General features: G+C 73.6%; 15 protein-coding genes. 3 read left to right on the top strand and 12 right to left on the bottom strand.

What is annotated here, in order from left to right:
* Positions 1-161 precede the first annotated feature (161 nt).
* The 10 genes from ACGGZK_RS08360 to ACGGZK_RS08315 form a co-directional block, all read right to left on the bottom strand.
* Positions 162-521 (bottom strand): hypothetical protein, encoded by a 360-nt coding sequence (locus ACGGZK_RS08360; RefSeq protein ID WP_395245806.1) that lies wholly within the window; start codon positions 519-521, stop codon positions 162-164.
* Positions 522-633: 112 nt separating this feature from the next.
* The gene (locus ACGGZK_RS08355) at positions 634-1,275 is read right to left on the bottom strand and encodes a hypothetical protein (protein WP_395245805.1); all 642 of its coding nucleotides are present in this window, start codon (positions 1,273-1,275) and stop codon (positions 634-636) included.
* A gap of 244 nt (positions 1,276-1,519) precedes the next feature.
* Positions 1,520-2,614, bottom strand: a complete 1,095-nt coding sequence (locus ACGGZK_RS08350; RefSeq protein WP_395245804.1) for a hypothetical protein — start codon at positions 2,612-2,614, stop codon at positions 1,520-1,522.
* A gap of 14 nt (positions 2,615-2,628) precedes the next feature.
* Positions 2,629-7,899 carry a polymorphic toxin type 15 domain-containing protein gene (locus ACGGZK_RS08345; protein ID WP_395245803.1) on the bottom strand — a complete coding sequence of 1,757 codons (5,271 nt, stop codon included), beginning with the start codon at positions 7,897-7,899 and terminating at the stop codon, positions 2,629-2,631.
* A 7-nt stretch (positions 7,900-7,906) separates the two neighbouring features.
* Positions 7,907-8,215, bottom strand: a complete 309-nt coding sequence (locus ACGGZK_RS08340) for a WXG100 family type VII secretion target (protein ID WP_395245802.1) — start codon at positions 8,213-8,215, stop codon at positions 7,907-7,909.
* Positions 8,208-8,870 carry a WXG100 family type VII secretion target gene (locus tag ACGGZK_RS08335; protein WP_395245801.1) on the bottom strand — a complete coding sequence of 221 codons (663 nt, stop codon included), beginning with the start codon at positions 8,868-8,870 and terminating at the stop codon, positions 8,208-8,210. Before ACGGZK_RS08335 ends, ACGGZK_RS08340 begins: the two co-directional genes overlap by 8 nt.
* Before the next feature lie 82 nt (positions 8,871-8,952).
* Positions 8,953-9,246 carry a WXG100 family type VII secretion target gene (locus ACGGZK_RS08330; RefSeq protein WP_121477603.1) on the bottom strand — a complete coding sequence of 98 codons (294 nt, stop codon included), beginning with the start codon at positions 9,244-9,246 and terminating at the stop codon, positions 8,953-8,955.
* Between the two features lie 161 nt (positions 9,247-9,407).
* Positions 9,408-10,058 (bottom strand): FHA domain-containing protein, encoded by a 651-nt coding sequence (locus ACGGZK_RS08325; RefSeq protein WP_395245800.1) that lies wholly within the window; start codon positions 10,056-10,058, stop codon positions 9,408-9,410.
* Between the two features lie 54 nt (positions 10,059-10,112).
* The gene (locus ACGGZK_RS08320) at positions 10,113-14,450 is read right to left on the bottom strand and encodes an FtsK/SpoIIIE domain-containing protein (protein ID WP_395245799.1); all 4,338 of its coding nucleotides are present in this window, start codon (positions 14,448-14,450) and stop codon (positions 10,113-10,115) included.
* Positions 14,451-14,472: 22 nt separating this feature from the next.
* Positions 14,473-15,585 carry a hypothetical protein gene (locus ACGGZK_RS08315; RefSeq protein ID WP_395245798.1) on the bottom strand — a complete coding sequence of 371 codons (1,113 nt, stop codon included), beginning with the start codon at positions 15,583-15,585 and terminating at the stop codon, positions 14,473-14,475.
* A gap of 97 nt (positions 15,586-15,682) precedes the next feature.
* Between ACGGZK_RS08315 and ACGGZK_RS08310 the strand changes: the two genes are divergently transcribed.
* The 3 genes from ACGGZK_RS08310 to ACGGZK_RS08300 are packed head-to-tail and all read left to right on the top strand — an operon-like array spanning position 15,683 to position 17,675.
* Complete coding sequence (locus ACGGZK_RS08310; protein WP_395245797.1) at positions 15,683-16,228, top strand: hypothetical protein; 546 nt, start codon at positions 15,683-15,685, stop codon at positions 16,226-16,228.
* Positions 16,228-17,001 carry a hypothetical protein gene (locus ACGGZK_RS08305; RefSeq protein WP_395245796.1) on the top strand — a complete coding sequence of 258 codons (774 nt, stop codon included), beginning with the start codon at positions 16,228-16,230 and terminating at the stop codon, positions 16,999-17,001. Before ACGGZK_RS08310 ends, ACGGZK_RS08305 begins: the two co-directional genes overlap by 1 nt.
* Before the next feature lie 35 nt (positions 17,002-17,036).
* Positions 17,037-17,675, top strand: coding sequence for a YigZ family protein (locus ACGGZK_RS08300; RefSeq protein WP_395245795.1), 639 nt, complete (start codon positions 17,037-17,039; stop codon positions 17,673-17,675).
* Between the two features lie 15 nt (positions 17,676-17,690).
* On the opposite strand, the gene ACGGZK_RS08295 is transcribed toward ACGGZK_RS08300, so the two are convergent.
* Both ACGGZK_RS08295 and rpoC read right to left on the bottom strand, forming a co-directional pair.
* A complete protein-coding gene (locus ACGGZK_RS08295; RefSeq protein ID WP_395245794.1) occupies positions 17,691-18,863 on the bottom strand; it encodes a hypothetical protein in 1,173 nt (390 codons plus the stop codon).
* Between the two features lie 232 nt (positions 18,864-19,095).
* Entirely contained in the window at positions 19,096-22,998 is a 3,903-nt protein-coding gene (gene rpoC, locus ACGGZK_RS08290) for a DNA-directed RNA polymerase subunit beta' (protein WP_395245793.1), read from the bottom strand.
* Between the last annotated feature and the right edge of the window lie 7 nt (positions 22,999-23,005).

Here is a 23,005-nt window from a genome sequence, read left to right as displayed (position 1 = left end):
GCTTGCGTCTCGGGGAGCGACGCACGACCGCGACCGGGCGGATGCCCCGTGCCGACGACGTGCGACGGGCGGCACGGCCGCCCCGCGGAAGTCTACCGATCCATGCCGCCGCAGGAATGGGGAGGGGTGCCCATGTGGATGGGCACGCCCGGCCGCGCCGCTCAGTCGTGGGACGGCACGTCGATGCCGGCCTCCACGAAGGGCAGCACCAGGACGTCGTACTGCGCCTGCGTGAGCTGGTCGCGCTTCAGCACGGCTCGTGCCGCGATCACCGCGGCGCTCTTGGCGTCGGCGTGCAGGCCTTCGCGGGCGCCGTTGAGCTCATCGGCGCGCGGCAGCAGCGACTCGCGCACGAGGTGCTCGAGCTCGGAATTCTCCGACGCCGACGGACGGGTCGCGCGGCTCGCCTCCTTGCCCCCCGCCCGGCGAAGCGCGACCGACCGGTCGAACGCCATCGCGAGCGAGCCCGGCTCGAGGCCCGCGACCTGTTCGACGAAGCGCTGCGTGGGGTGATCGAGCATCGTGTTCCTTCCGGGGACGTGCTGACAGGCTATCCGGCGCGGCCGGCGGCGAAGCTCGGCGTGGCGCTCTCATGCACCGCGCCGGAGCGCTCGCTCCTTCGTCGGCGGCCCGTCAGCGTCCGTCGTCGACCAGGGAAACGACCGTGCGCACCGCGTCGATCTGCGCGTCCGGCACGCTCGCCTCGTAGACACCCGCCTCGATCTTCACGAGCCCGAGGCCCTCCGCCAGGTCGGAATCGTGGCCGAGGTAGGCGATCCGGCTCATGGGCACGCCATCGTGCTCCCAGCGGGCCACCAGACGTACGTCCAGCCCGTTCCAGGAGCCGAGCACCTCGAGCTCGAAGATGCCGTCGACGTCGGCGAGGGCGACCTCGCGGCGTTCCCCGGTCGCCGGTTCCCAGACCGCGACCCGATCCCCGACGACGTCCGCGAGCCGATGCTCGCCCGCGATCGTCGCATATCCGCCGACGAGCGGGGACGGCTGGGCAGGGCGCCGCCGTCCGTCACCGCCCGCGACGACCCATCCCGTCGCCACGTCGACGTAGTCGGCGAGTCGCTGCGGCGGCAGACCGTCGGCGAAGCGGACCAGCCTCGCTCCCGCGGGCACCCGCGTCGGCGCGAGCCACCAGACCGGAACGGCCGTGCCGGCGGGCGCGAACCCGGTTCCCGTGAACGGAGCGCGGTCGAGGAACGGGCCGCCGGTGCGCCGGAGGTCCTCCCGGGTCGTCCCGCCGATCGCATCCTCGAATCGCATGGTCGGTGCCGGATCGAAGACGAGCACGTCGATGGGTCCGCGCTCCTCGAACGGCGTGCCCTCGTAGCCGAGCGCGTGCAGCCGGAAGAGCTCCCCGGCGTCGTCGACTCGGCGTCTTCACTCCGGACGACGTATCCGGCGACCCGGTCGTGCCCGTGGCCGAGGATGGCGGCCGTGACGGCAGGGGTCACAGCCTTCTGCATGAGCGCCATGTCGAATGTCTTCCGATCGGGTCCGTGTGGTTTCAGAGCGCGTCGACGTAGGAGCGACGGGTCGCCAGCTGCGGCAACGCGTCCGCCTCGATCGGCGTCTCGCGATAGCGGAACTGCTCGATCGTACCGAACGGGATCTCGGCCCCGACCACATCGAACGTGCGCCAGGTCTCGGCGTCCACGGCGCTCACCTCGACCCAGACTCCCGCGACGCTCGCCTCGGTGGTCACCCGGCTGATCGAACCCAGCTCCGAGGCCGGGAGGAACCGACGCCACAGCGGCGCTCCGGGCCGTTCGCGACGAGCGGAGTACGCGGTCATGCCCGGGCCCGGGAGTTCCCCGTCGACGACGACGGCCAGCGCCGGCGCCTCCCAGGGGTCGATCTCGGCGACGGCCATCTGAACGAAGCGGCCGCCCAGCTGCCCCACCGGCCACGGGAAGGCTGCGGGCGAGGGCGGCATCGCCCGGACCTCCCGGACCAGCCCCTCGAGATCCGCGACCTCCACGTCGGCGGACCAATCGCCGAACGAACGGATCTCGGCGTAGTCGCCGTGGGCGAGCCGTGCGGCCGGGGCCGGCGGCCGGCTCGTGCGAGAGGACACCAACGCGGAGCCGCCCGAGACGCGATCGGCGCGCACTTCGACTCCGCGCCAGATCGCGCGGATCCTCCGGATCTCGATCGTCTCGACGACGGATCGCTCGACGGCCGCGACCCAGGAGTCCCCGGTCCGCACCCAATCGAATCCGGCTGCAGGGGAGCTCGGTCCTGCTTCGACCAGCTGGAGCATGGGCTGTCCGTCGCGCAGGAAACCCGAGGTGTTGACGAGCCGTCGCGGCACGCCGTCGATGACGGCGAAGGCGCCGGCGTCATCCGGCGCGATCGCTGCGGTCTCGCACGCGCGATCCTCGATGACGACGAGATCCTCGAGCTCGTCGACCGGGACCGTCGCGACCGCCCATGGCTCCCGCGAGAACCCGTAGGTCGGGTCGTTCGGAACGACGTCGAGGCCGGTCAGGCGGTCGACCTCGTCGACGATCCGGATGGTCCCCGGCGGGGTCGTGCCGACCTCATCGACGCGGACGGTCACCCGCCGCTGCCGGAACGTCGCGACGCCATGCCGGGACACCGACCACGCGTCACTCACGGCCGTCCCGGCCCCGTCGCGACCTGCCACGCACCCGGAGTGCCGGCGTGGGGACGGCGGAACACGCCGACGAACTCGCGATCGCCGTTGGGCAGGGTCCGCCAGAGTTCCGCACCGTCGGGCAGGTCGGCACGGGCGGGGTACCCGTACGCCGCCTCCGGCAGGAAGGAACTCCGGACACCCGAGAACCCATTGCCGCGGAACGGGTTGGCGGGATCCAGCGCCTTGGGCAGCTGGTACCCGAGCGACGGGTACCGTACCTCCAGTGCGCGCTGCGCGGCGGCATCCAGCGAGTCCCAGTGCGCCTGCACGGCGGCCGGGCGATCGACCACGGGGAGCTGCCAGTAGGAATCGGGCATCTCGTCGAACACGAACTTCGCGACGCTGTCGGCGACGTCGGGGGTCGGAGTGCCGGGCGCCTCGTACACGATGTCGAAGAATGCACCACCGGACGCGACCGTGGCCGGGAACGGGCTGGTCGGGTAGTCGAGGCCGAGCGTGTCGTTGATCTCGGCGGTGGTCAGTCCCGCGGTGTCGGCAGGCCGAGCCACGAAGCCGCCGACGTTCTGGAGCGGAGTGCCGGTGGGAGACCCGCCGGTGGCGGAGGCCACGATATCGGCGGCCTCGGTCGGGAGGACCGTCTTCTGCAGGAGCCGCGCGGTGGACGGCGAGGGGACACGATCCCGGACGTCGATCACGGTGTCGAGCTCGGCCCGGGAGAGGTCGGCGATCGGCGTGTCGACGAGGGCGTCGAATGCCGCCGGCGTGTAGCCGTGGCTCGCCGCAAGCGGATCGAGGACATCGCGGAACTGGACGCCGTCGGCCCCGGACAGGGACGTCGGGTGGTACTGCGGCGCATGCGTCGAGCCGTCGCCGAGCTGGACCGCCCCGTGCGCTGCCGCACCGCCCGGGCTCGACGCGCCGGTGCGGCTCGTCGCGGGCAGGCCGTGCGCGGGCGTCGACCCGGCGCCGGTGCGGGCCGGCGCCGAGGCGTCCGCGGTCGGGGCGCTCGCGTCGGCCGAGGTGGCGGCCGGAGCGGCCGTGGCGGGGCCGGCCGGCGAAGCCGGCGCCGGGCCGGTGACCGGCTGCGCGGAGGTCAACGTCGCCTGCGTGGCATCCGGGCCGCCGTCGCGGACGTTCGCCGCGCCCAGCTCGACGTTCAGCTTGATGTGGGCGTGCAGCTTCGGGTCGATGTCGCGGACCGCGTCGGCGACGTCGAGGCGCAGGTCGTCGATGCGGTGCTGCCACTGCGAGCCGAGGGAGCTGTTGATGCCGAGGTTGCCCGCGCCGTCGAAGCGGTCGGGGCGGCCGCCGCCGACCTGGTCGGGACCGTGCAGCACGGCCTGGCCCGACATCGGGACGCCGGCGTTCGCGAGCGCCTTGTTCGCGGCCTTCTGCTCGGCGTGGGCGACCCGGTTGTGCTGCTCGTAGAACGACACGTTGTGCTGCCACTCGCGGATCGACAACTCGTTGATGCCCTGCTGCTGCAGGCCGACCTGGCGCTGGAACTCGGCCCAGTCGTGCGCGTCGTTGCCCATGTTGAAGGCGTCGACCTCGATGGTCTCGCGCAGCGTGAACGAGCCGTCCTCGTTGCGGACGATCGGCGAGTCGGGCTGCGCGGCGAGCGCCTCGAGGTCGGCCCGGATCTCCGGCGTGAGCTCGGGGATCTGGTAGCCGTTGAACGTCGTTCCCGCGCCCTGGGAGCCGTCGGACGCGTGGTCGGGCGCGACGGTGGCCTGGCTCGGGAACCGGGCGCCGCGGTCGGCGTCCGCTTCGGACGGCGAGCCGGACTGGTCGTCGGATCCGTGCGTCGCGGTGTCGGTCGACCCGGCACCGCCGGCGTCGGTCGCGTCGGGGCTCGTCGCGTCGGGGCTCGTCGAGTCGGGGGTGTTCGCGTCGGGCGTGCCGGAGTCGGGCGTGCCCGCGTCGGGCGTGGTCGCGTCGGGAACGTCGTAGACGTGCGACCCGTCGGGGTTCACGACGTGCTCCGGGTGGAAGGATGCGTCCCAGTGCACGGCGTTCGGCTCGTTCGGCGGCCAGGGGGTGCGGGTATCGCTCTGCGCGTCGATCGCCCACACGGTGTCGCCGTCGAAGTACGCCGTCATCCAGTGGCCGTCGACGGCCTGCCATTCGCCGTCGATGAGCTGCGCGCGGTCGAGCCCGACCACGCAGTGCGAGCCCTCGCCGAGCGAGCGCAGGGTCGCGTCGATCTGCGCCGGCGTCGCGGTGGTCTGCGGGTAGCCGGTGCGGGCCTCCATCTCGGCGACGCCGAGCGTGCCGGTGCCCGCCTCCGAGACCGGGTCGCCGTTCAGGTAGTCGAAGTAGTTCGCGGTCGTGTTGCCGCAGTTCGTGGCGTAGCCGTTCGCCGGGTCGGACGGGTCGAAGTTCGGGTTGATCTCCCCGCGGGCCGCGTCCATGTCGGCGAGGGTCCGCTCGCTGGTCGCGTGCGGCGCGGGCTCCGGGGTGGATGCCTCGGGCGTGCCGGTGCCGGTGCCGTCGGCGTCGGCACCGGAGGTGGGGCCGTCGGCGCCGGCGTCGGCGTTCCCCGGGTGCGCCGGGGAGGAGTCGGCCGTGGGCGTGGCGGGCGTGGAGGATCCGTCGGCTCCACCGGCCTGGCCGGCCGGGGTCGTGCCGTCGGTGCCGGCCGGCGCAGCGGGAGCCGCCGGTGCGGCGGGAGCCGTGGGCGTGGCCGGCGAACCCGACCCGTTGCCCGCACCCGGCGCCGTCGGCGCCTTCGGCGCGCTGCTGCCACCGCCGATGTGGGTCGTCAGGAACGACGGCTTGCCGAGCAGCCCGGCCCCGGCGACCGCGGCCGCGGCGGCTCCCCCGCCCACGGCGGCGACGTGCTCGGGAGCGAGCTCCGGCAGGGTGCCGTCGTTCGCCTCGGCGTCGGCCCCCGAGGTCGAGGTCACCCCGTCGGCGTTCGTCGCACCGTCGGCCGAACCGGCCGCACCGGCGGTGTCGGCGTGCGCCGGCGCGCTGTGCTGGAGGGGCGCGTCCTGGGTCGGAGCGGCGTCGGTCGCGGACGGCGGGCTCGCCGCGTCGACCGCCGGCGCGCCGGCCTCGTGCACGGTCGGCGCGGCAGGGGTCGTCGACGCCGGACCCTGCGGGCCGGACGCGTGCGCCGCACCGCCGGCCGCACCGGCACCGGCGGGGACGCCGGCGTCGGTCGCCGACGTGGTCGGAGCGGCGGGCGACGAGGATGCCTCGGGGCCGGACGGCGTAGTGGCCGCCGGCGAGGACCCCTGCGGCGCGTCGGCGGTCGTCGGCGACGCCGGTGCGGCCGGGGTCGAGGTGCCATCGGGCGCGTGGGTCGGCGTGGAGGCGTCCGGCGCGCTCGGCGAGGAACCGGCCTCCGGCGCACTCGGCGCGGCGGGGGTCGAGGAGGCATCGGGAGCCGCCGGGGTCGACGGGGCGTCGGCACCGCCGTGGGAGGCCGGCGCGTCGGGAGCACCCTGCGACGAGGACGCGTCCGGTGCGCCCTGCGACGACGAGACGTCGGGGCTGCCGGGAGTCGAGGAGACATCGGTACCGGCCGGCGACGACGACGAGGCATCCGCGCCGCCGTGCGACGACGGGACGTCGGGCGCACCCTGCGAGGACGAGGAGACGTCCACGCCGCCGTGACCGGACGGGGCATCCGCCGCGCTGCCGCCCAGGTCGATCGCGACGCCGCCGCTCGAGGAGGCCGCGCCCGCGGCGCTCGAACCGCCGCCGGTGGGCGCGTCCACGGTCACCGCGACCGCGCCCCCACCGGTGCCGACCGCTGCGGCCGCACCCGTGCCCACGGCCGCCGGGATCGAGGACCCGTCGGGCGCGGCGTGCGCGCCGCCGCCCTGGCCCGCCGACGAACCCGAGCCGCCCGTGCCCGCCGCAGCGGGCGTCGGCGCTTGCACGCCGTCGGGGCGCGTCGCGCCCGTGCCGGCGCCCGCAGAGGAACCGCCGTGGCCGTTCCCGGGCAGCACGCCCTTCACGCCGTGGCCGGCGAGGGTCAGGCCGCCGCCGAGCAGCGCGCCGAACGCCATGCTCGAGATCGGGTTGAAGTCCTGGCCGGTCATGCCGGTCTCCGCGAGGGCGCCCGCGAGTCCGTCGACGGCGCCGCCGACCGTCTCGCCGGCGGTCTCCCGCAGCACGTTCTTGAGCCCCGCACCGCCGGTGCCGCCGAGCACCCGGGAGACGGGCGCCGCGGCCGCGCCGCCGGCGAACGCCGAGACGAAGGCCACGCCCACGTCCTGCGGGGTGTACCCCTTCTCGTTCTCGCGCGCCTTGTTGACCGCGACCGTCGCGATCGCGCTGGCGAGGCCGGCCTGCACGCCCTCCTTCGCGGCGTGCAGCGCGCCGCGGACCAGCACGCCGGAGATGCCGCGGAGGCCCTGGAGGAAGGTCTTGAGCTTCTGGATGAGCTGCGCGATCTTGATGCACCAGCGCATGACGGTCGAGGTCGCCTTGGCCGCGGTCGCGAGCGCGCCGATGCCGGCGGTCACGATGCTGAGCAGGCCGCCGATCGCGAGGTCGGCGGCGAGCTCGATCGCCATCTGCTTGAGGAACCAGCCGAGCTCCTCGCGCGTCTGGCGGAGTTGGGTGCGGAAGTCGCTGATCCACGTCTTCATCGCGTCGGCGCTCTCGCTGAGGCGCTCGAGGCTGGTCGAGAGGCCGTTGCGGCAGCTGAGCATCGTGGACTTCTGCGGCAGCGTCATCGCGCTCACGGCCGTCATGCTGGCCGCGGTCTGGCTCTGCGCCGAGCGCAGGCTCTGGGCGAAGTCGCCCCACGCGTCGGCGGCCGACTGGAGCTTGCCCTCGTCGCCGGTCGGGATGACCACGCCGAGCTGGTGCAGGCCCCACTCGAGGAACTCCTGGAACTCGCCGAGCGGCCCGGGCCAGCCGGGGCCGAGCGCGCTCGGCATGCGCGTGGTCGAGTGGTCGATGAAGGGCGTCGCGCTCGCGGGTCGCGCGGTCGCCGCGTCGAGGCCGGCGCCGGGCTTCTGCGCACCGTCGTAGGCGCGGGCCGTGTTCGAGAGCGCCGCGTCGAGCAGGCGCAGCCCGTTCCCGAGCGAGCGGACGGCATCGACCGTCGGCCCGGAGATGGCGTCGTAGCCCTCGCCGCCCTGGCAGAACTCCTCGGCGGAGTCGTCGTCGCCCGCCATGCCGCCCGAACCCGAGAGCCGGGACGTGAGCGTGGAGACCGCACTGTCGACGCGCTGGGCGATGCTGTAGAGGTGGTCCCCGTCCTGGACGAGACGGGCCGGATCCAACTTGACCTGCGACATGAGCCCTTTACCCGAGGTTCGATTCGATCTTGGCCCACGAGGAGTCGAGCTCCTCGATCGCCTTGGCGTACGCGTCGTGCGAGACCTGCACCTGGTCGTGCAGGCTCTCGGCGACGCTCTGGAGTGCGGCGGCGCCCGCGGCCCAGGCCGCGAAGGAGCCGAGGAAGGCCTGCATGGCCGGGCCCTGCCACTCGGCGGGCAGCATGTAGGCGAAGCCGCTCGAGCCCTCCTTGAGGGCGGAGCAGTACGAGACGAGCTCGTTCATCGTCTGTGCGAGCTGGCGCAGCTCGTTCGTATCGGCCTGCTGCTCAGACATCCGCGTCGCCCTTCTTGGTGTGCGCGCCGCCCTGGGGCGCGCCCTGCGTCTCCGCCGTGAACCCGGCGCCCGAGGCCTCCGCCGCGGCCGCCGCCTGCGCCCGGTGCTCCTCCGACAGGTACGGGCCGGTGCCGATCGCGTCGTCGTCGCCGTCGCCGTCGGTGTCGCCCGAGCCGCCGCCGGTCGCCTGGCCGGTCGCGCTGCGGTAGCCGAGCGCGCCGCCACCGAACCGCTCGACCTCGTCGTCGCCGGCGTAGTCGCGCCCGAAGTACTCGGCCATGTCCTCGGCGCGCTCCTCGCCCGCGGCGACGCGACGGCCGAGGCCGCCCGTGCTGCTGCGGACCGAGACGAGCCCCTGGCTGCCCTGGTTGAAGCCCTTGCCGATGCCGGCCTCGGTCGTGGAGTACGTGCCGTCGGCGGCGATGAGCCCGTGCTGCAACTGTGTGAGGGCGAGCCGCACGTTCGCGGCGATGGTCTCGAAGGTCGCCCAGTTCTCGGCGAACCTGTCGGCGTCCTCGCCGACCCAGGTCGCGTTGACCGTACGGCCGACCGCGCGGTCGACCTGGGCGAGGTTCGAGTCGAACGTCGCCACCACCGTGCCGATCAGCGAGGCGACCTCGCTGAGCCGGTCGGCGCGTACCCGGAAGGAGACCATGTCGGCCCTCTCGCTCGTTGCCAGTCGGAACGGGTGCCGGCGGTCAGTGGCCGCCGGCACCCGGGGTGGAGCTCGGGGAGGATCAGCCGTTGAAGGTGCCGGCGATCGCGTTCTCGCTGTCCTCGTAGGACAGGGCGGCCTGGTTCAGCAGGTCGCTGATGCCCTGGAGGGACTCCTTGAGCTGGAGACCGGCCTGGTCCCACTGCGAGTACAGCTCGTTGAAGCTCTGCGAGGCGGCGCCCGACCAGTCGCCGGAGACGAGGCCCTCGACGAGCGACTTGAGGTTGGCGAGCTGGGACTCGATCGACTGCGAGCCGCTCGAGAGCTGGCCGGCGACGCCGGCGAGCGAGTCAGACGAGACGCGGATATCCGCCATGGTTTCCTCCGTTGGGTGCGTGGTCAGCGCGACCGCCGGAGGAAGTCCTCCGATCGGCGCCGGGTTCACGTTACCCCGTCCGGCCCCTCTGGGCCGATGGGGAGAACTCCCCGTGTGGAATACCCGCCCTCGGATGCCTCGCGCCGGGAACGCCGCCCGGGCTAGGCCGACCGGATCGCGAAGCTCAGGTCGCCCAGCCAGACCACATCGCCCGGCAGCGCGGGCACGCGGGTGCCCGCCGCCTCGAGCGGCACCTGGCGGCCGGCGCGCTCCAACCGGGAGCCGTTCGCCGACCCCGCGTCACCGACCAGCACCGCGCCGTCGACGACCTGCAGGAACAGGTGGACGCGGGAGACCGAACGGGTGTCGTCCTCCACCTCGACCGCGCGGGCGCCCATCGCGAGCGCCGTGTCGGCGGGCTTCCGGCCGATGACGGCGGTGCCCTCGACGACGACGCGCTGCCCGGTCGAGAACACGAGCTCGACCCGCTCGACCGGCTGCGGGGCGGCGGGCCGGGCGACGACCGAGGGCGGCGGCTCGACCCGGCCGGGCTGCTGCCAGGGCAGCGTGCGCGGCAGCGGCACCGGCTCCACCGGGCGGGCGACGGGCACCGGCCCGCCCGGCGCCTGGCCGGCCTGCTGCATCGCGGCCGGTGCGGGCGCGGCCGCCGGCGCGGGGGCCGCGAACTGGGCCGGCACGGGCGGGCGCTGCGACGGCGCGGCCTCCTGCGGGATGAGCTGCCCGCACTGCATGCAGTACATGCTGTTCGGCTGCAGCGTCGCATCGCAGTAGACGCAGTGGGCAGAGGCCACGGTCTTCCCTTCGGTCGCGGGCGCGGTCGCCCGGGTCAGTCTACGTTCGGCGGGTCACTGCCGGATGTCGGGGACGCGCACGGGGAGCCATCCGCCCGCGGTCGTGAAGACCGCCGAGCCGGGCGTGCCGCGACCGAGCATGAACTTCGGGATCGGCGAGCCGATCGCCTGCGTGCCCATGATGGCCGACTCCGGGCGCAGCACGAGTGCGCGCCGCGACCGCTTCGCCTCGACGACCGGTCCGCCGAAGAGCCCCGAGAGCGACTCCGACTCCGCCGCGACGAGGAAGACGGCGCGCTGCTTGATCCCCGTGAGGGCGTGCTCGATCGGGGCGTTCTTCAACTGCTCGGCGTCGTCGACCACGATCGTGACCCGGTCGCCGAGGCCCTCGAGCGCCGCCTCGAGCTCGGGCGGCGTCGTGTCGGCCGCCGACAGCACGCGGATCCCGTGCCCGGCTGCGACCTCGGTGAGGATCGACTCCTTCGGCGACACCACGAGGAGCGGGGTGCGGCGCCAGGCCAGCTGGTGCGTGATCGCGGCGAGCGCCGACGACCGTCCCGACTTGCGGCCGCCCGTGACGAGCATGCCACCCTCGGCCGGCCAGTCGACCGTGAACCGCGACAGCAGGTCGCCGCCGACCGCCACGACCGGGCCGTCGGCCGGGCCGGAGTCGCCGAGCGGGAGCTCGTACGCCGCGGTCAGGGCGAAGTGCCCGGGCAGCGGGTCGACGCGGAACGGGCGCGGCAGGTCGGCGAGCTGCGGGTACTGGTCGAAGTACTCGCTGACCTGCTCGACCATGCGTCGGAGGGCCGCGGTCTGCGCCTCGCCGCTCGTGTCGCGCACGAGCACCGCGAGCTGCACCTCGGCGCCGGCGGCGCCGATCAGCGCGCGGCCCGGCGGCAGGTCGAGGGGGATGTCCCGCGCCATGATGCCGAGCGCGCGGTAGTCGTTGATGTCGCGCAGCGGCAGGGCGTACTGCTCGTCGATGAACGACGACACCTTGTCGCCGCCGATCGCGCGGTCGCCGGTCATGAGCACGCGCACGCCGACGGCGGGGCCCTCGCGCAGCAGGCGCATGAACTGGTCGCGGAACGTGACGAGCTGGTCGGGGTTCATCGTCGAGAGCATCCGCTCCCACCCGTCGACGACGACCAGGGCGAACGGCAGCCGGTCGGCCTCGGCGGCCGCCGCGCGCTGCTCGGAGATGTGGCCCACGCCCGCGGCCGACAGCACGGCCTGCCGGCGGCCGAGTTCCTCGAGCAGGCGCTGCATGAGCCGGGGCAGCCGGTCGGAGTCGAGCTGGGTGACGACCGCGCCGGTGTGCGGCGCGTCGACGAGCGGCAGCAGGGCGCCGTTGCCGAAGTCGGTGACGTACAGGTGGAGGTCGGCCGGCGAGAACAGCTGCACGAGCTGGGCGAGCATGGTGCGCAGCGCCGTCGTGCGGCCCGACATCGAGCCGCCCACGAACAGCACGTGAGAGCCGGTGCGCACGTCCCAGGTGAGGCTCCGCTGCGACTGCTCGCCCGGGACGTCCTCGAGGCCGAGCACGATCGACCCGTCGGGGATGGGCTGGTCCTGGAACTTCTCGAGCGGCAGCACCGTCGGCAGCGGCATCAGCCACGGCGACGGGTTCTTGGGGATGCCGAGCTGCTGCGTCGCGGCGGTGACGAGGTTGACGAGGGCGCGCAGGTCGGTGTCGTCGTGGTCGGTCTCCTGGGCCGCGGCCGCGGCGGGCCGGGGGTACCGCACGGGGTAGCCGAGCCGCTCCCAGTCGAGTTCCGCCTTCGGCGGCAGCACCTTCACGGCGCGCTGCACGCCGGGGCGGATGCCCGCGACGCGTGCCGTCTGGAACGCGACCGGCGCGGCCGACGGCCCCGAACGCACGTAGCCGCGTCCCGGCGTCGTCGGGCTGATGAACGCCGCCTCGGCGGAGCCGAGGATGTCGTTCGAGTCGGACCGGTCGGTCACCCGGAGGGCCACGCGGAGGTTGATGTTCGACTGCATCTCGGGCGTGACGACGCCGGCGGGGCGCTGGGTCGCGAGCACCAGGTTCACGCCGAGCGAGCGGCCGACGCGGGCGATGCGCACGAGGCCGTCGATGAACTCGGGCAGCTCGGTCTTGAGCTCGGCGAACTCGTCGATGACGATCATGAGCCGGGCGAGCCCGCGCCGGGCGGCGGCCTCGGCGTCCTTCGCCCAGGCGGCGTCGACGTCCTTGGCGTTGAGGTCGCGGAGCACCTTCTCGCGGCGCTTCAGCTCCGCGTCGAGCGATGCCAGCGCGCGCTCGGTCTCCCGCGCGTCCAGGTTCGTCACCATGCCGACCGTGTGCGGCAGTCGCTCGCAGTCGGCGAACGCCGACCCGCCCTTGTAGTCGACGAGCACGAAGTTCAGCGCGTCCGGACGGTTCGCCATGGCCAGGCTGACGACGAGGGCCTGGAGGAACTCGGACTTGCCGGAACCGGTGGTGCCCGCCACGAGGGCGTGCGGGCCGTCGCGGGAGATGTCGATGGCGAACTCGCCGTCGCCGTTCGCGCCGACCACGACGAACGTGTTCCGCGGCTGCGTCGACCACCGCCGCACGAGCGGCTCGGCGTCGTCGAGGTCGACCTCGAGCAGTTCGGCGTAGCGCACCGCGGTGGGCAGCACGGCGTCGTCGCCGACGCCGCTGTTGTGCCGGATCGAGCAGAGGCTTCGGGCGATCGCCTCGCAGCGCGGGACCGACAGGCCGTCGAGCAGCACGATCGGGTGGTAGTCGGAGCCGGTCTCCACGCGGGCGACGGCCGGGTCGGCGGGGTCGATCGCGACGACGCTCTTCGCCTCCTCGGGCAGCCGCGAGCGGTCGGCGTCGAGGGCGACGACGTGGATGCCGTGCGCGGCGCCGTGCTCGAGCAGCGGCACCATGCCGGGCAGCATGCGGTACCTGCGCGCGCCGTCGACGACGACGAGGACGTCGTTCGGCACCTCGCCGCCGCGCTGCCCCGCGCTGCGGATGCGCTGCTCGAGCTCGACGGTGAGCTCGCGCAGCCGCTCGCGACGCGTGTCGTCGGTGTTGCCGACGGCGGCGGGGAGCGACCGGCCGGGCTGCGCGTGCGGCAGCCACTGCGTCCACGCCCACGCCTCCTCCGCGTCGTCCGGGCAGATGACGACGAGCTCGGCGTCGCGCGGCGATCGGAGCGTCGCGTACCCGGCGACGATCGCGCGGGCGACGCTGCGGGTCGCGTCCGCCGGTCCGGCGATGCCGAGCACGCCCTCGCGCAGGTCGGGCGCGACCGGAGCCGGGGCGATCCCGACCTTGCGCGGCTGGTTGCGATCCTTCCCGCCGCCCTCGAAGCGCACGTCGAGCGTCACCTCGGCGACGCCGACCCGCACGGCGAGCGCGTCGGCGTCGGTGCGCCGCCGCTCCCAGAGCCGGGACAGCGGCCTGGTCGCGATGTCGAACACGACGACCGGGTCGGGCAGCCGGTACCAGGCGGCGATGCGCTGGCGCCTGGCGAGGTCGGCGATGCGGTCGCCGGCGTCGTGGACCTCGTCGATCCACTGCTGCTCGGTCTTCAGCCCCTTCTTCTTCGCGAGTCGGCGCTGGGTGAGGAACGAGCCGAACACCATGATCGGGCTGGCCGCCGCCATGATGAGCATGATCGGCCGGGCGAACAGCACGGCCATGGTCACGCCGAGCACGATCGGCATGATCGCCGACAGCCACGGCATCGGCGACTGGTCGGAGTCGTCGGGCTTGTCGCCCGGCAGCGAGACGACCGGTTGCACGGCCGCCGCACGGATGCGCGAGGGTCGGTTGAAGCCGCGGTCGCCCAGGGCGTCCGGCGTGAGGTCGGCGTCCGCCGCCGGCGCGACGCCGAGCCGCAGCACGCTCGAGCCGAGCTGCACGAGGTCGGCCGGAGCCACGGACGCCTCGCCCTCGATGCGCTCGCCGTTCACCCACGCGTCGGCGCCGGCGGCCGGTACGACGACCGCGGTGAGCGGTGCCGGGCGCCCGTCGGCGCCCTGGCCGGTCGGTGCGACGGTGACGACGGCGTGCACGTCGCGGAGCGCGGGGTCGGCGATCGACAGGGTGGCGGATGCCCCGCTCCCGACGGAGACCGATCCGCCGCGCGCGATCGGCACCGTCTCCCCCGCGAACGGTCCGCCGACGAGCTCGAGTCGGAGGGTGCCGGGTGCGAGCCCGCCGTCGGGCACCGGAGGCAGCACGACACCGGAGTGCACGCCCGACTCGGCCAGCGACGCCTGCGGCGACGCGCCCGCGGCGAGCGACGCGGGGTCGACGCCGAGGGTCTCGGCGACCTCGCCCACGGTGGTCGCCTCGTCGACGTCGAGGATCCAGGTGCCCGGCGAGTCCGCCCCGGAGCGGCCGTCGATCGTGAGTCGGAGGCTCATGCGTGCTGCCTTTCGCGGCTGGTCATCGGGCGCCCACGCGATCGAGCGCGGCGACGAACGGGGTGAAGATGCCGGTGACGGCGTCGTCGTGGTCGACGGGCACGGGTGGCACGAGGGCCAGCCGAACCCGCCCGGTCTCGGCGGCCTCGCCGACGGGTGGCGCGGCGGGCACCAGCCCCGTGGCGGGCAGGCCGGTGCCGTCCGGCACGAGCGTGACCGACGCCGTGGCCTGCGCGCCGTCCGCGGCGAGCTGGACCGAGAACTGGTCGACCTGCCCCACGCCGGTGTAGCGGGCGCGGCCGTCCGCGTCGCAGGCGACCTGCCCGTGCATCGCGGCGCCGCAGCCGACGACGACGAGGTCGCCGCCGCCGAGGGCGATCGCCAGCTCGGCGAGGTCCACCTCGGCGGTGCCGTCGGCCGAGAGCGGCACGAAGCGGTCGAGTCCGAGGAGCGGTCGGTCGCTCGGGTCGGTCACGCCCGCGTAGACGGTGGCGTCGGCCGACGGCGTGCCGTGGTCGTCGGCGACGCGGACGTGCACCTCGACGGGCCCGGTGAAGCCCTCGGCCGAGCGGAAGACGACGTGCGTCGGCGTCGCCCACGCGCTGCCCGCGGCCGACGGCTCGACGCCGAGCACCTCGAGCGACGCCGCCGTGCACGCGGTGCACGAGATGCCGAGGTCGGCGATCGGCACGCGCAGCAGCGAACCGGATGCGACGGGGCGGGCCGCCTGCACCGGGCGGAGCAGCGGCGCGGCCGGCGGTGCCAGCGTGACCCGGTAGGCGACGGTCATCGAGACGGTGCCGTCGGTGAGGGGCACCTGCACCTGCCGCACGCCCGCGTCGGGATCGAAGTCGGGCGCGGCGAGCGCGATCCGGTCCGGCTCGCACCCGACGACGGGTGCCCCCTGCGCCAGCACCGCCGCGCAGTCGGCGACCCGCCAGGGCGGCGCGGGCTTGATCTCCTCGGTACCGAGGTACGGGATGGCGATGTCGGTCGCCGCGGCCTGCGGCGGAACCGCGCCTCCGGCATCGCCGGCCGCGATCGCCGGGACGCCGACTGTGGCGATGCCGAGGCCGGCGGCGAGCGCGGCGGACAGCGCGAGCATCGTCGCCCCGCGCCGGATCAGCCGCCTCACCGTGCTCCTCTCGAGGTCGCCCCGGACCCGCCCGGACGCCGATATAGCATGGTACGCGGTCGGCAGGCCCGACCCATGACCCCTGGGAGCCCGACCGATGACCGACCGCCCGATGCCGGCCGCGAACGCGTACGTCGGGCGCTCGCCCGGCCAGCCGTCGCTCGGCGCGCACGCCGGCTCCAGGTCGCTCGGCGGCGGAGCCGCGGTCCTGCCCGAGCTGGCCGACGCGCCGGCCCGCGAACGGCGCTGGTGGCGGCATCCCGCGTTCATCGTCTCGATGATCCTCACGGTGCTCGCGCTCGGCGCCGCCGTCGCCTGGTTCGTCGTGGCCGCCGTCACCGACAGCGCCGTCCGCGTGAGCGGCCTCCATGCCACGGTCGAGGGCGGCAACCTGCACCTCGACTGGAGCGGCCCCGACGCGGAATACGCGCTCTACGCCGTCGCCGCGGACGGCACCGCGACCGATCTCACCCAGCTCGTCTCCGGCACCGAGGCCTGGGTGCCGACCGCGCTCGGGTACTCCGACGAGAGCACGTGCTTCGTCGTCCGCCCTGGCGGGGTCGACGCCGACGTGGTGCTCGACGCCGACGACCTCGAGGCGCAGGGCGGCGCCGCCGCGTGCGTCGCCGACGCGGCGTCCTGATGCACCGCGGCGCGCGCCGTCGCGCGGCCGTGGCGGTCGCCGTCGCGCTGCTCGGCCTCACCGGCTGTTCGGCCGCGGCCCCGGCGCCGTCACCGCCGGCCGGCGTCGACCTCGAGGGCTTCGACCCGGCGAGCGGCAACGGGCTCTGGCTCCTCTCCGGCGACGCCATCGCCGACGCCGTGCTCGACGCGGCACGCGATGCCGGCTCCGCGCACGTGACCGGTTCGGTGACCGAGCTCGTGCAGCCGGAGGACCCGCAGGAGGACCCGTTCCGCGGACGGACGCTCAGCCTCGACTACACCGGCCGGGCCGAGCGCTTCACGGCGACGGTGGGCGGCGGCGACGTGTCGGCGCGGATCGCGGCATCCGACGGGGTCGCGCGGGTGCTCGGCAACGGCGCGTACGCCGCGTCGCTCGGCGCGCCCGAGCTCGCCGACACGGTCGTGTGCAGCGTCGGCACCGAGCAGGTGCTCGAGCGGTGGTCTCCGCTGCTCTCCCCGGTCGACCTCGTGCGCACGCTCGTGGAGGGCGACGGCGGCACCGTGCTCTCGGTCGCGGAACCCGCCGACGGCGACGCCGGCGACACCCTCGACGTCGTCGTCGGCACCGACGACACGCCGCTCGGAGTGCTGACGGTGGAGCGATTCGGCCCGCCGCTCCCCCGCTCCTTCACGGCGTCGGATGCCTCGGGCGGCGGCTCGTTCGCCTTCGCCGACTGGGGCGCGACGGCCGACCAGGGCGCGATCGACGCGCTGGCCTGCCCGGCCCGCTGACCCCGGCCGCCGTCGCCCTCGGCGAGAATGGACCGATGGGCGAGGCATCCGGCAGCTACACCACCGTCGCCGGGCCCGTCGAGACGGAGCTCGAGATCGAACGCTCCCGCTTCATCTGCGTACTCGACCGCGTCGACTCGGAGGACGCGGCCCGCGCTGCGATCGCGCGGGTGCGCGCGGCGCACACCCGCGCGCGGCACCACTGCACCGCGTTCCTGATCGGGCCGCGCGGCGAGCTCGCCCGGTCGAGCGACGACGGCGAGCCGAGCGGCACCGCCGGGTTGCCGATGCTGGAGGCGCTCCGCGGCGAGGGGCTGAGCGACGTCGTCGCGGTCGTGACGCGGTACTTCGGCGGGGTGCTGCTCGGCACGGGCGGCCTCGTCCGGGCGTACACGGCGGCGGTGCAGGAGTCCGCGGCGGCCGCGACGAGGGTCGTGCGGAGCCTCCGCACGACCGTGGCGATCACCGCCGACTACGACCGCGGGCCCGCCCTCGAGGCCGAGCTGCGCCGCCTCGGCCACGTGCCGGTGCACGTCGAGTACGGGGCCGACATGCGCCTCGACGTGGCGGTGGCGCCCGCCGGGGTCGACGCGTTCACCGCGCGGGTGGCGGAGCTCACGGCCGGTGCCGCGCGGGTGGTGCCGCAGGGCAGCGCGTACGTCGACGACGCCTGAGCGCCGTGGCGGGGCTCAGCCGGCGTACGGCTTGGGCCCGGCGGCGAGCTCGCGGTCGTACGCCTCCAACGCCTCGCGGTTGCGTGCCGTCACCTGACGGCCGCGCGCGGCGATCCATCCGCCCAGCCAGATCGGCACCTGGCTCGCGATCGCCGCACCGGTCACCGCGAACGGGTCGAGCCAGCGCGACGCGATGAACTCCTGCGCCTGGTCGAAGGTGAGCGTCCACGCCTGCACGGTGAGGAGCGCGCCCGCGATGTACGCGAAGTACGTGATCGCGGCGACCACGATGGCGAAGACCGCGTACGCCCAGTACCCGTTGCGGTTCACGATGGCCGCCAGCAGCGCGAAGCCGATGAAGAAGCCCAGGATCGGCAGCCAGAACACCGCGCGCACGAGGAACTGCTCGATCCCCGTGGACGCCGCATCGGACCCGGCGTTGCCGAGCAGGAGCAGGTAGGCCACGCCCGCGTAGAGCGCGGCGAACACCACGGTGCCGATGAGCGCGACGAGCACGCCGAACCCGCGGTTCCCCTTCGACTTGGGCGCCGCGGGCGCCTGCACGTAGACGGTCTGCGGCGGCACCGGGGCGGCAGGCGGCGGGGCGAGCGTCGCCGCGCCCACCGCGGCGGCACCGGCCGCCGGCGGAACGTACGTCTCCCGGCGCACCGAGTCGGCCGCGACCGGCTCGGACGGGGGCTCGTGGGTCTCGTCGATCGGGTCGGGGTAGGCCACCGAGGCGCGGGCGACGGCCGCGTCGAGCTCGGCCGTGCGCGCCTGCTCGGCGGCCCGCTCGGCCTCGTCGTCGCCCACCGCGACGGGCTCGCCTGCCGGCGGAACGGATGCCTCGGGAGCACCGGATGCCTCGGGCGAGGCGGGGGGCGCCGGCGAGGCGGCGGCCTCGGGCGAGGCATCCGCTGCGGCCGCCGGCTCGTCGCCGTAGGGCGCTCCGGGGACGTAGTCGTCGACGTGCTCCTCGGCGACGGGCTCGTCGACGGTCACGGGTTCCTCGACGACCGCCGGCTGCTCGACGGCTGCGGGCTCCCCGACGACCGGCTCGGGCGTCGCCTCGTGCTCGGACTCGACGGCCGGCTGCTCGGGCTCGCGCGCCGCCGACGGGTCGACGTCGGCGCCGGGAACATCCTCGTCGCGCCGGTCGCCGTCGGACCCGCTCGTCGTGTTGCTCATCATCGCGCTCCTTCTGGGCGCCACGCACCCGCGGTCGGTCGGCCCATGCTAGCAACGCGCACCCGCACCGCCGTGGAGCGCGACCGGCGTGGGGCGACAGCCCGATCGCCCGCCCGGAGACGACGAAGGGCCCCGCATCCTGGTGGATGCGGGGCCCTGGGTCTCGATACGCGCTTCGCGCTACTCGACCACCGGAATGGTCACGCTGCGCGCGTCCCGAGGGGCATCAGGCTCAGCTGTAGTTGCCGGGCGTGAAGTCGTCGCTCGAGAACGAGTCGAAGTCGACGAAGCTGAGGTCGCCCTCGCTGAAGGTCGCGTCGTCGGCGAAGATGCGGTTCGGGTACCGCTCCGCCTTCGCCTCCTCCGTGGCCTCGACCGCGACGTTCCGGTACTTCGCCAGGCCGGTGCCGGCCGGGATCAGCTTTCCGATGATCACGTTCTCCTTGAGGCCGAGCAGCGGGTCGCTCTTGCCCTGCATCGCGGCCTCGGTGAGCACGCGGGTCGTCTCCTGGAAGGAGGCGGCCGACAGCCACGACTCGGTCGCGAGCGAGGCCTTGGTGATACCCATGACCTCCTGGCGGGCCGAGGCGGTCTTGCGACCCTCGGTCAGCGCGGTGCGGTTGATCTCGTTGTACCGCGAGCGGTCGACGAGCTCACCCGGCAGCAGGTCGGTGTCGCCGTGGTCGACGACGGTGACCTTGCGGAGCATCTGACGGACGATGACCTCGATGTGCTTGTCGTGGATCGGCACGCCCTGCGACCGGTACACGTCCTGCACGCCGTTGACCAGGTGCTTCTGCACCTCGCGCACGCCCTTGACCCGGAGGACCTCCTTCGGGTCGACCGTGCCGACGATCAGCTGCTGGCCGAGCTCGACGTGCTGGCCGTCCTCGACGAGCAGCGTCGAACGACGCAGCACGTTGTAGGCGATCGGCTCGTCGCCGTTGTCGGGCGTGAGGATGACCTTGCGCTGGCGGTCGGTCTCGTCGATCGTGATGCGGCCGGCGGCCTCCACGATCGGCGAGGCGCCCTTCGGGGTACGCGCCTCGAACAGCTCCTGCACGCGGGGCAGACCCTGCGTGATGTCGTCCGCCGATGCCGAACCACCCGTGTGGAAGGTACGCATCGTCAGCTGGGTGCCGGGCTCGCCGATGGACTGGGCGGCGATGATGCCGACCGCCTCGCCGAGGTCCACGAGCTTGCCGGTCGCGAGCGAACGGCCGTAGCAGGCGGCGCAGACGCCGACCGCCGACTCGCAGGTCAGCACCGAGCGGACCGTGATCTCCTCGACGCCGGCCGCGACCAGCTTGTCGATGAGCACGTCGCCGACGTCGGAGCCGGCCTCGGCCACGACCTCGCCCTGCTCGTTCACGGCGTCGGCCGCGAGCGTGCGGGCGAAGACCGAGTTCTCGACGTTGGGGTCGCGGACGAGCTCGCCCGAGGCATCCCACGCCGCGATCGGCAGCTTGAGGCCCTTGACCGTGCCGCAGTCGCCCTCGCGGATGATGACATCCTGCGAGACGTCGACCAGACGACGGGTCAGGTAGCCCGAGTCCGCCGTACGGAGCGCGGTGTCGGCGAGGCCCTTGCGGGCACCGTGCGTGGCGATGAAGTACTCCGCCACCGACAGGCCCTCGCGGTACGAGGAGATGATCGGGCGAGGGATGATCTCACCCTTCGGGTTGTTCACCAGGCCTCGCATGCCGGCGATGTTGCGCACCTGCAGCCAGTTACCACGGGCGCCCGAGGTGACCATGCGGTTGATGGTGTTCTCGGGGCTGTTCGCGAACTCCTCCTGCATGGACTTGGCGACCTCGTCGGTGGCCTTCGTCCAGATCTGGATGAGCTCCTGGCGACGCTCGAGGTCGGTCGTCAGACCCTTCTCGAACTGCGACTGCACCTTCGCGGCGAGCTTCTCGTACTTCGACACGATCTCGCGCTTCTGCGGGAGCTCGACGATGTCGGAGAGCGCGACCGTGACACCCGACCGGGTCGCCCAGCGGAAGCCGGCGTCCTTGATGCGGTCGAGGGTCGCGGCGACCTCGGTCTTCGGGTACCGCTCGGCGAGGTCGTTGACGATCTGCGAGATCTGGCCCTTGCCGGCCTGCTCGTTGAAGTACGGGTAGTCCACCGGGAGCGCCTCGTTGAAGATGGCGCGACCGAGGGTCGTCTCGTACAGGAACGGCTTGCCGGCCTCGAAGCCCTCCGGCTCCTCGCCCTCGGCGAAGTGCAGGCCCTCGAGGCGGATGCGCACCTTGGAGCCGAGGTCGAGCACGTGCGAGCCCGGGCGGTTCTGATCGAACGCCAGGATCGCCTCGGAGACCGACGAGAACGCGCGGCCCTCGCCGGCGCCGCCGGCCTTCTCGGTCGTCAGGTGGTGCAGGCCGATGATCATGTCCTGCGAGGGCAGGGTCACCGGACGGCCGTCCGACGGCTTCAGGATGTTGTTCGACGCGAGCATCAGCACGCGGGCCTCGGCCTGAGCCTCGACCGACAGGGGCAGGTGCACGGCCATCTGGTCGCCGTCGAAGTCCGCGTTGAACGCGGCGCAGACGAGCGGGTGGAGCTGGATGGCCTTGCCCTCGACGAGCTGCGGCTCGAAGGCCTGGATGCCGAGGCGGTGCAGGGTGGGCGCACGGTTCAGCAGCACGGGGCGCTCGCGGATGATCTCCTCGAGCACGTCCCACACCTGCGGGCGCGAACGCTCGACCATGCGCTTGGCCGCCTTGATGTTCTGGGCGTGGCTCAGGTCGATCAGGCGCTTGATGACGAACGGCTTGAAGAGCTCGAGCGCCATCTGCTTGGGCAGGCCGCACTGGTGGAGCTTGAGCTGCGGGCCGACGACGATGACCGAACGGCCCGAGTAGTCGACGCGCTTGCCGAGCAGGTTCTGGCGGAAGCGACCCTGCTTGCCCTTGAGCATGTCGCTCAGGGACTTGAGGGCGCGGTTGCCGGTGCCCGTGACGGGGCGACCGCGACGGCCGTTGTCGAACAGCGCGTCGACGGCCTCCTGCAGCATGCGCTTCTCGTTGTTCACGATGATCTCGGGCGCGCCGAGGTCGAGCAGGCGACGGAGGCGGTTGTTGCGGTTGATCACGCGACGGTAGAGGTCGTTCAGGTCGGAGGTCGCGAAGCGGCCACCGTCGAGCTGGACCATCGGGCGCAGCTCCGGCGGGATCACCGGGACGACGTCGAGGACCATCGCAGCCGGCGAGGCGCCGGTCTGCAGGAACGAGTTGACGACCTTGAGCCGCTTGATGGCGCGGATCTTCTTCTGGCCCTTGCCCTCGGCGATCTGCAGGTGCAGGTCGTCGGCCTCGGCCGCGAGGTCGAAGGCGAGCAGGCGCTTCTTGATGGCCTCGGCGCCCATGTAGGCGCTGAAGTACATGCCGAAGCGGTCCTGCAGCTCCTGGAAGACCGAGTCCTCGGGCTTGAGCTCGCCGACCTTGAGGGTGCGGAAGTCCTCCCACACGCGCTCGAGGTGCGCGATCTGCTCGTCGCCCGACTTGCGGACGCCGGCCATCTCCTTGTCGGCGGCGGCCTCGGCGCGCTTGCGCACGTCGCTCTTGGCGCCCTCGGCCTCGAGCGAGGCGAGCTCGTCCTCCTTGCGCTTCATGAGGTCGGCGATGCGGGCGTCGCGCTGCTTGCCGATGGTCTCGATCTCGAGCCGGAGCTCGTTCTCGAGGCCGGGCAGGTCGGCGTGGCGACCCTCCTCGTCCACCTCGATCACCATGTAGGCGGCGAAGTAGATGACCTTCTCGAGGTCCTTCGGCGCCATGTCGAGCAGGTAGCCGAGGCGGCTGGGCACGCCCTTGAAGTACCAGATGTGCGTGACGGGGGCGGCGAGCTCGATGTGGCCCATCCGCTCGCGGCGGACGGAGGACTTGGTGACCTCCACGCCGCACCGCTCGCACACGATGCCCTTGAAGCGCACGCGCTTGTACTTGCCGCAGGCGCACTCCCAGTCGCGGCTCGGGCCGAAGATCTGCTCGCCGAAGAGGCCGTCCTTCTCCGGCTTGAGCGTGCGGTAGTTGATCGTCTCGGGCTTCTTGACCTCGCCGTAGGACCACTTGCGGATGTCCTCGGCCGTGGCCAGGCCGATACGAAGCTCATCGAACGTCGTTGCGTCGAGCAATTTCTCT

The organism is Agromyces sp. MMS24-K17, assembly GCF_043950245.1.
Classification (GTDB): domain Bacteria; phylum Actinomycetota; class Actinomycetes; order Actinomycetales; family Microbacteriaceae; genus Agromyces.
The sequence above is the reverse complement of the archived record's forward strand: the minus strand, read 5'-3'. Positions and strand labels throughout refer to the sequence as shown.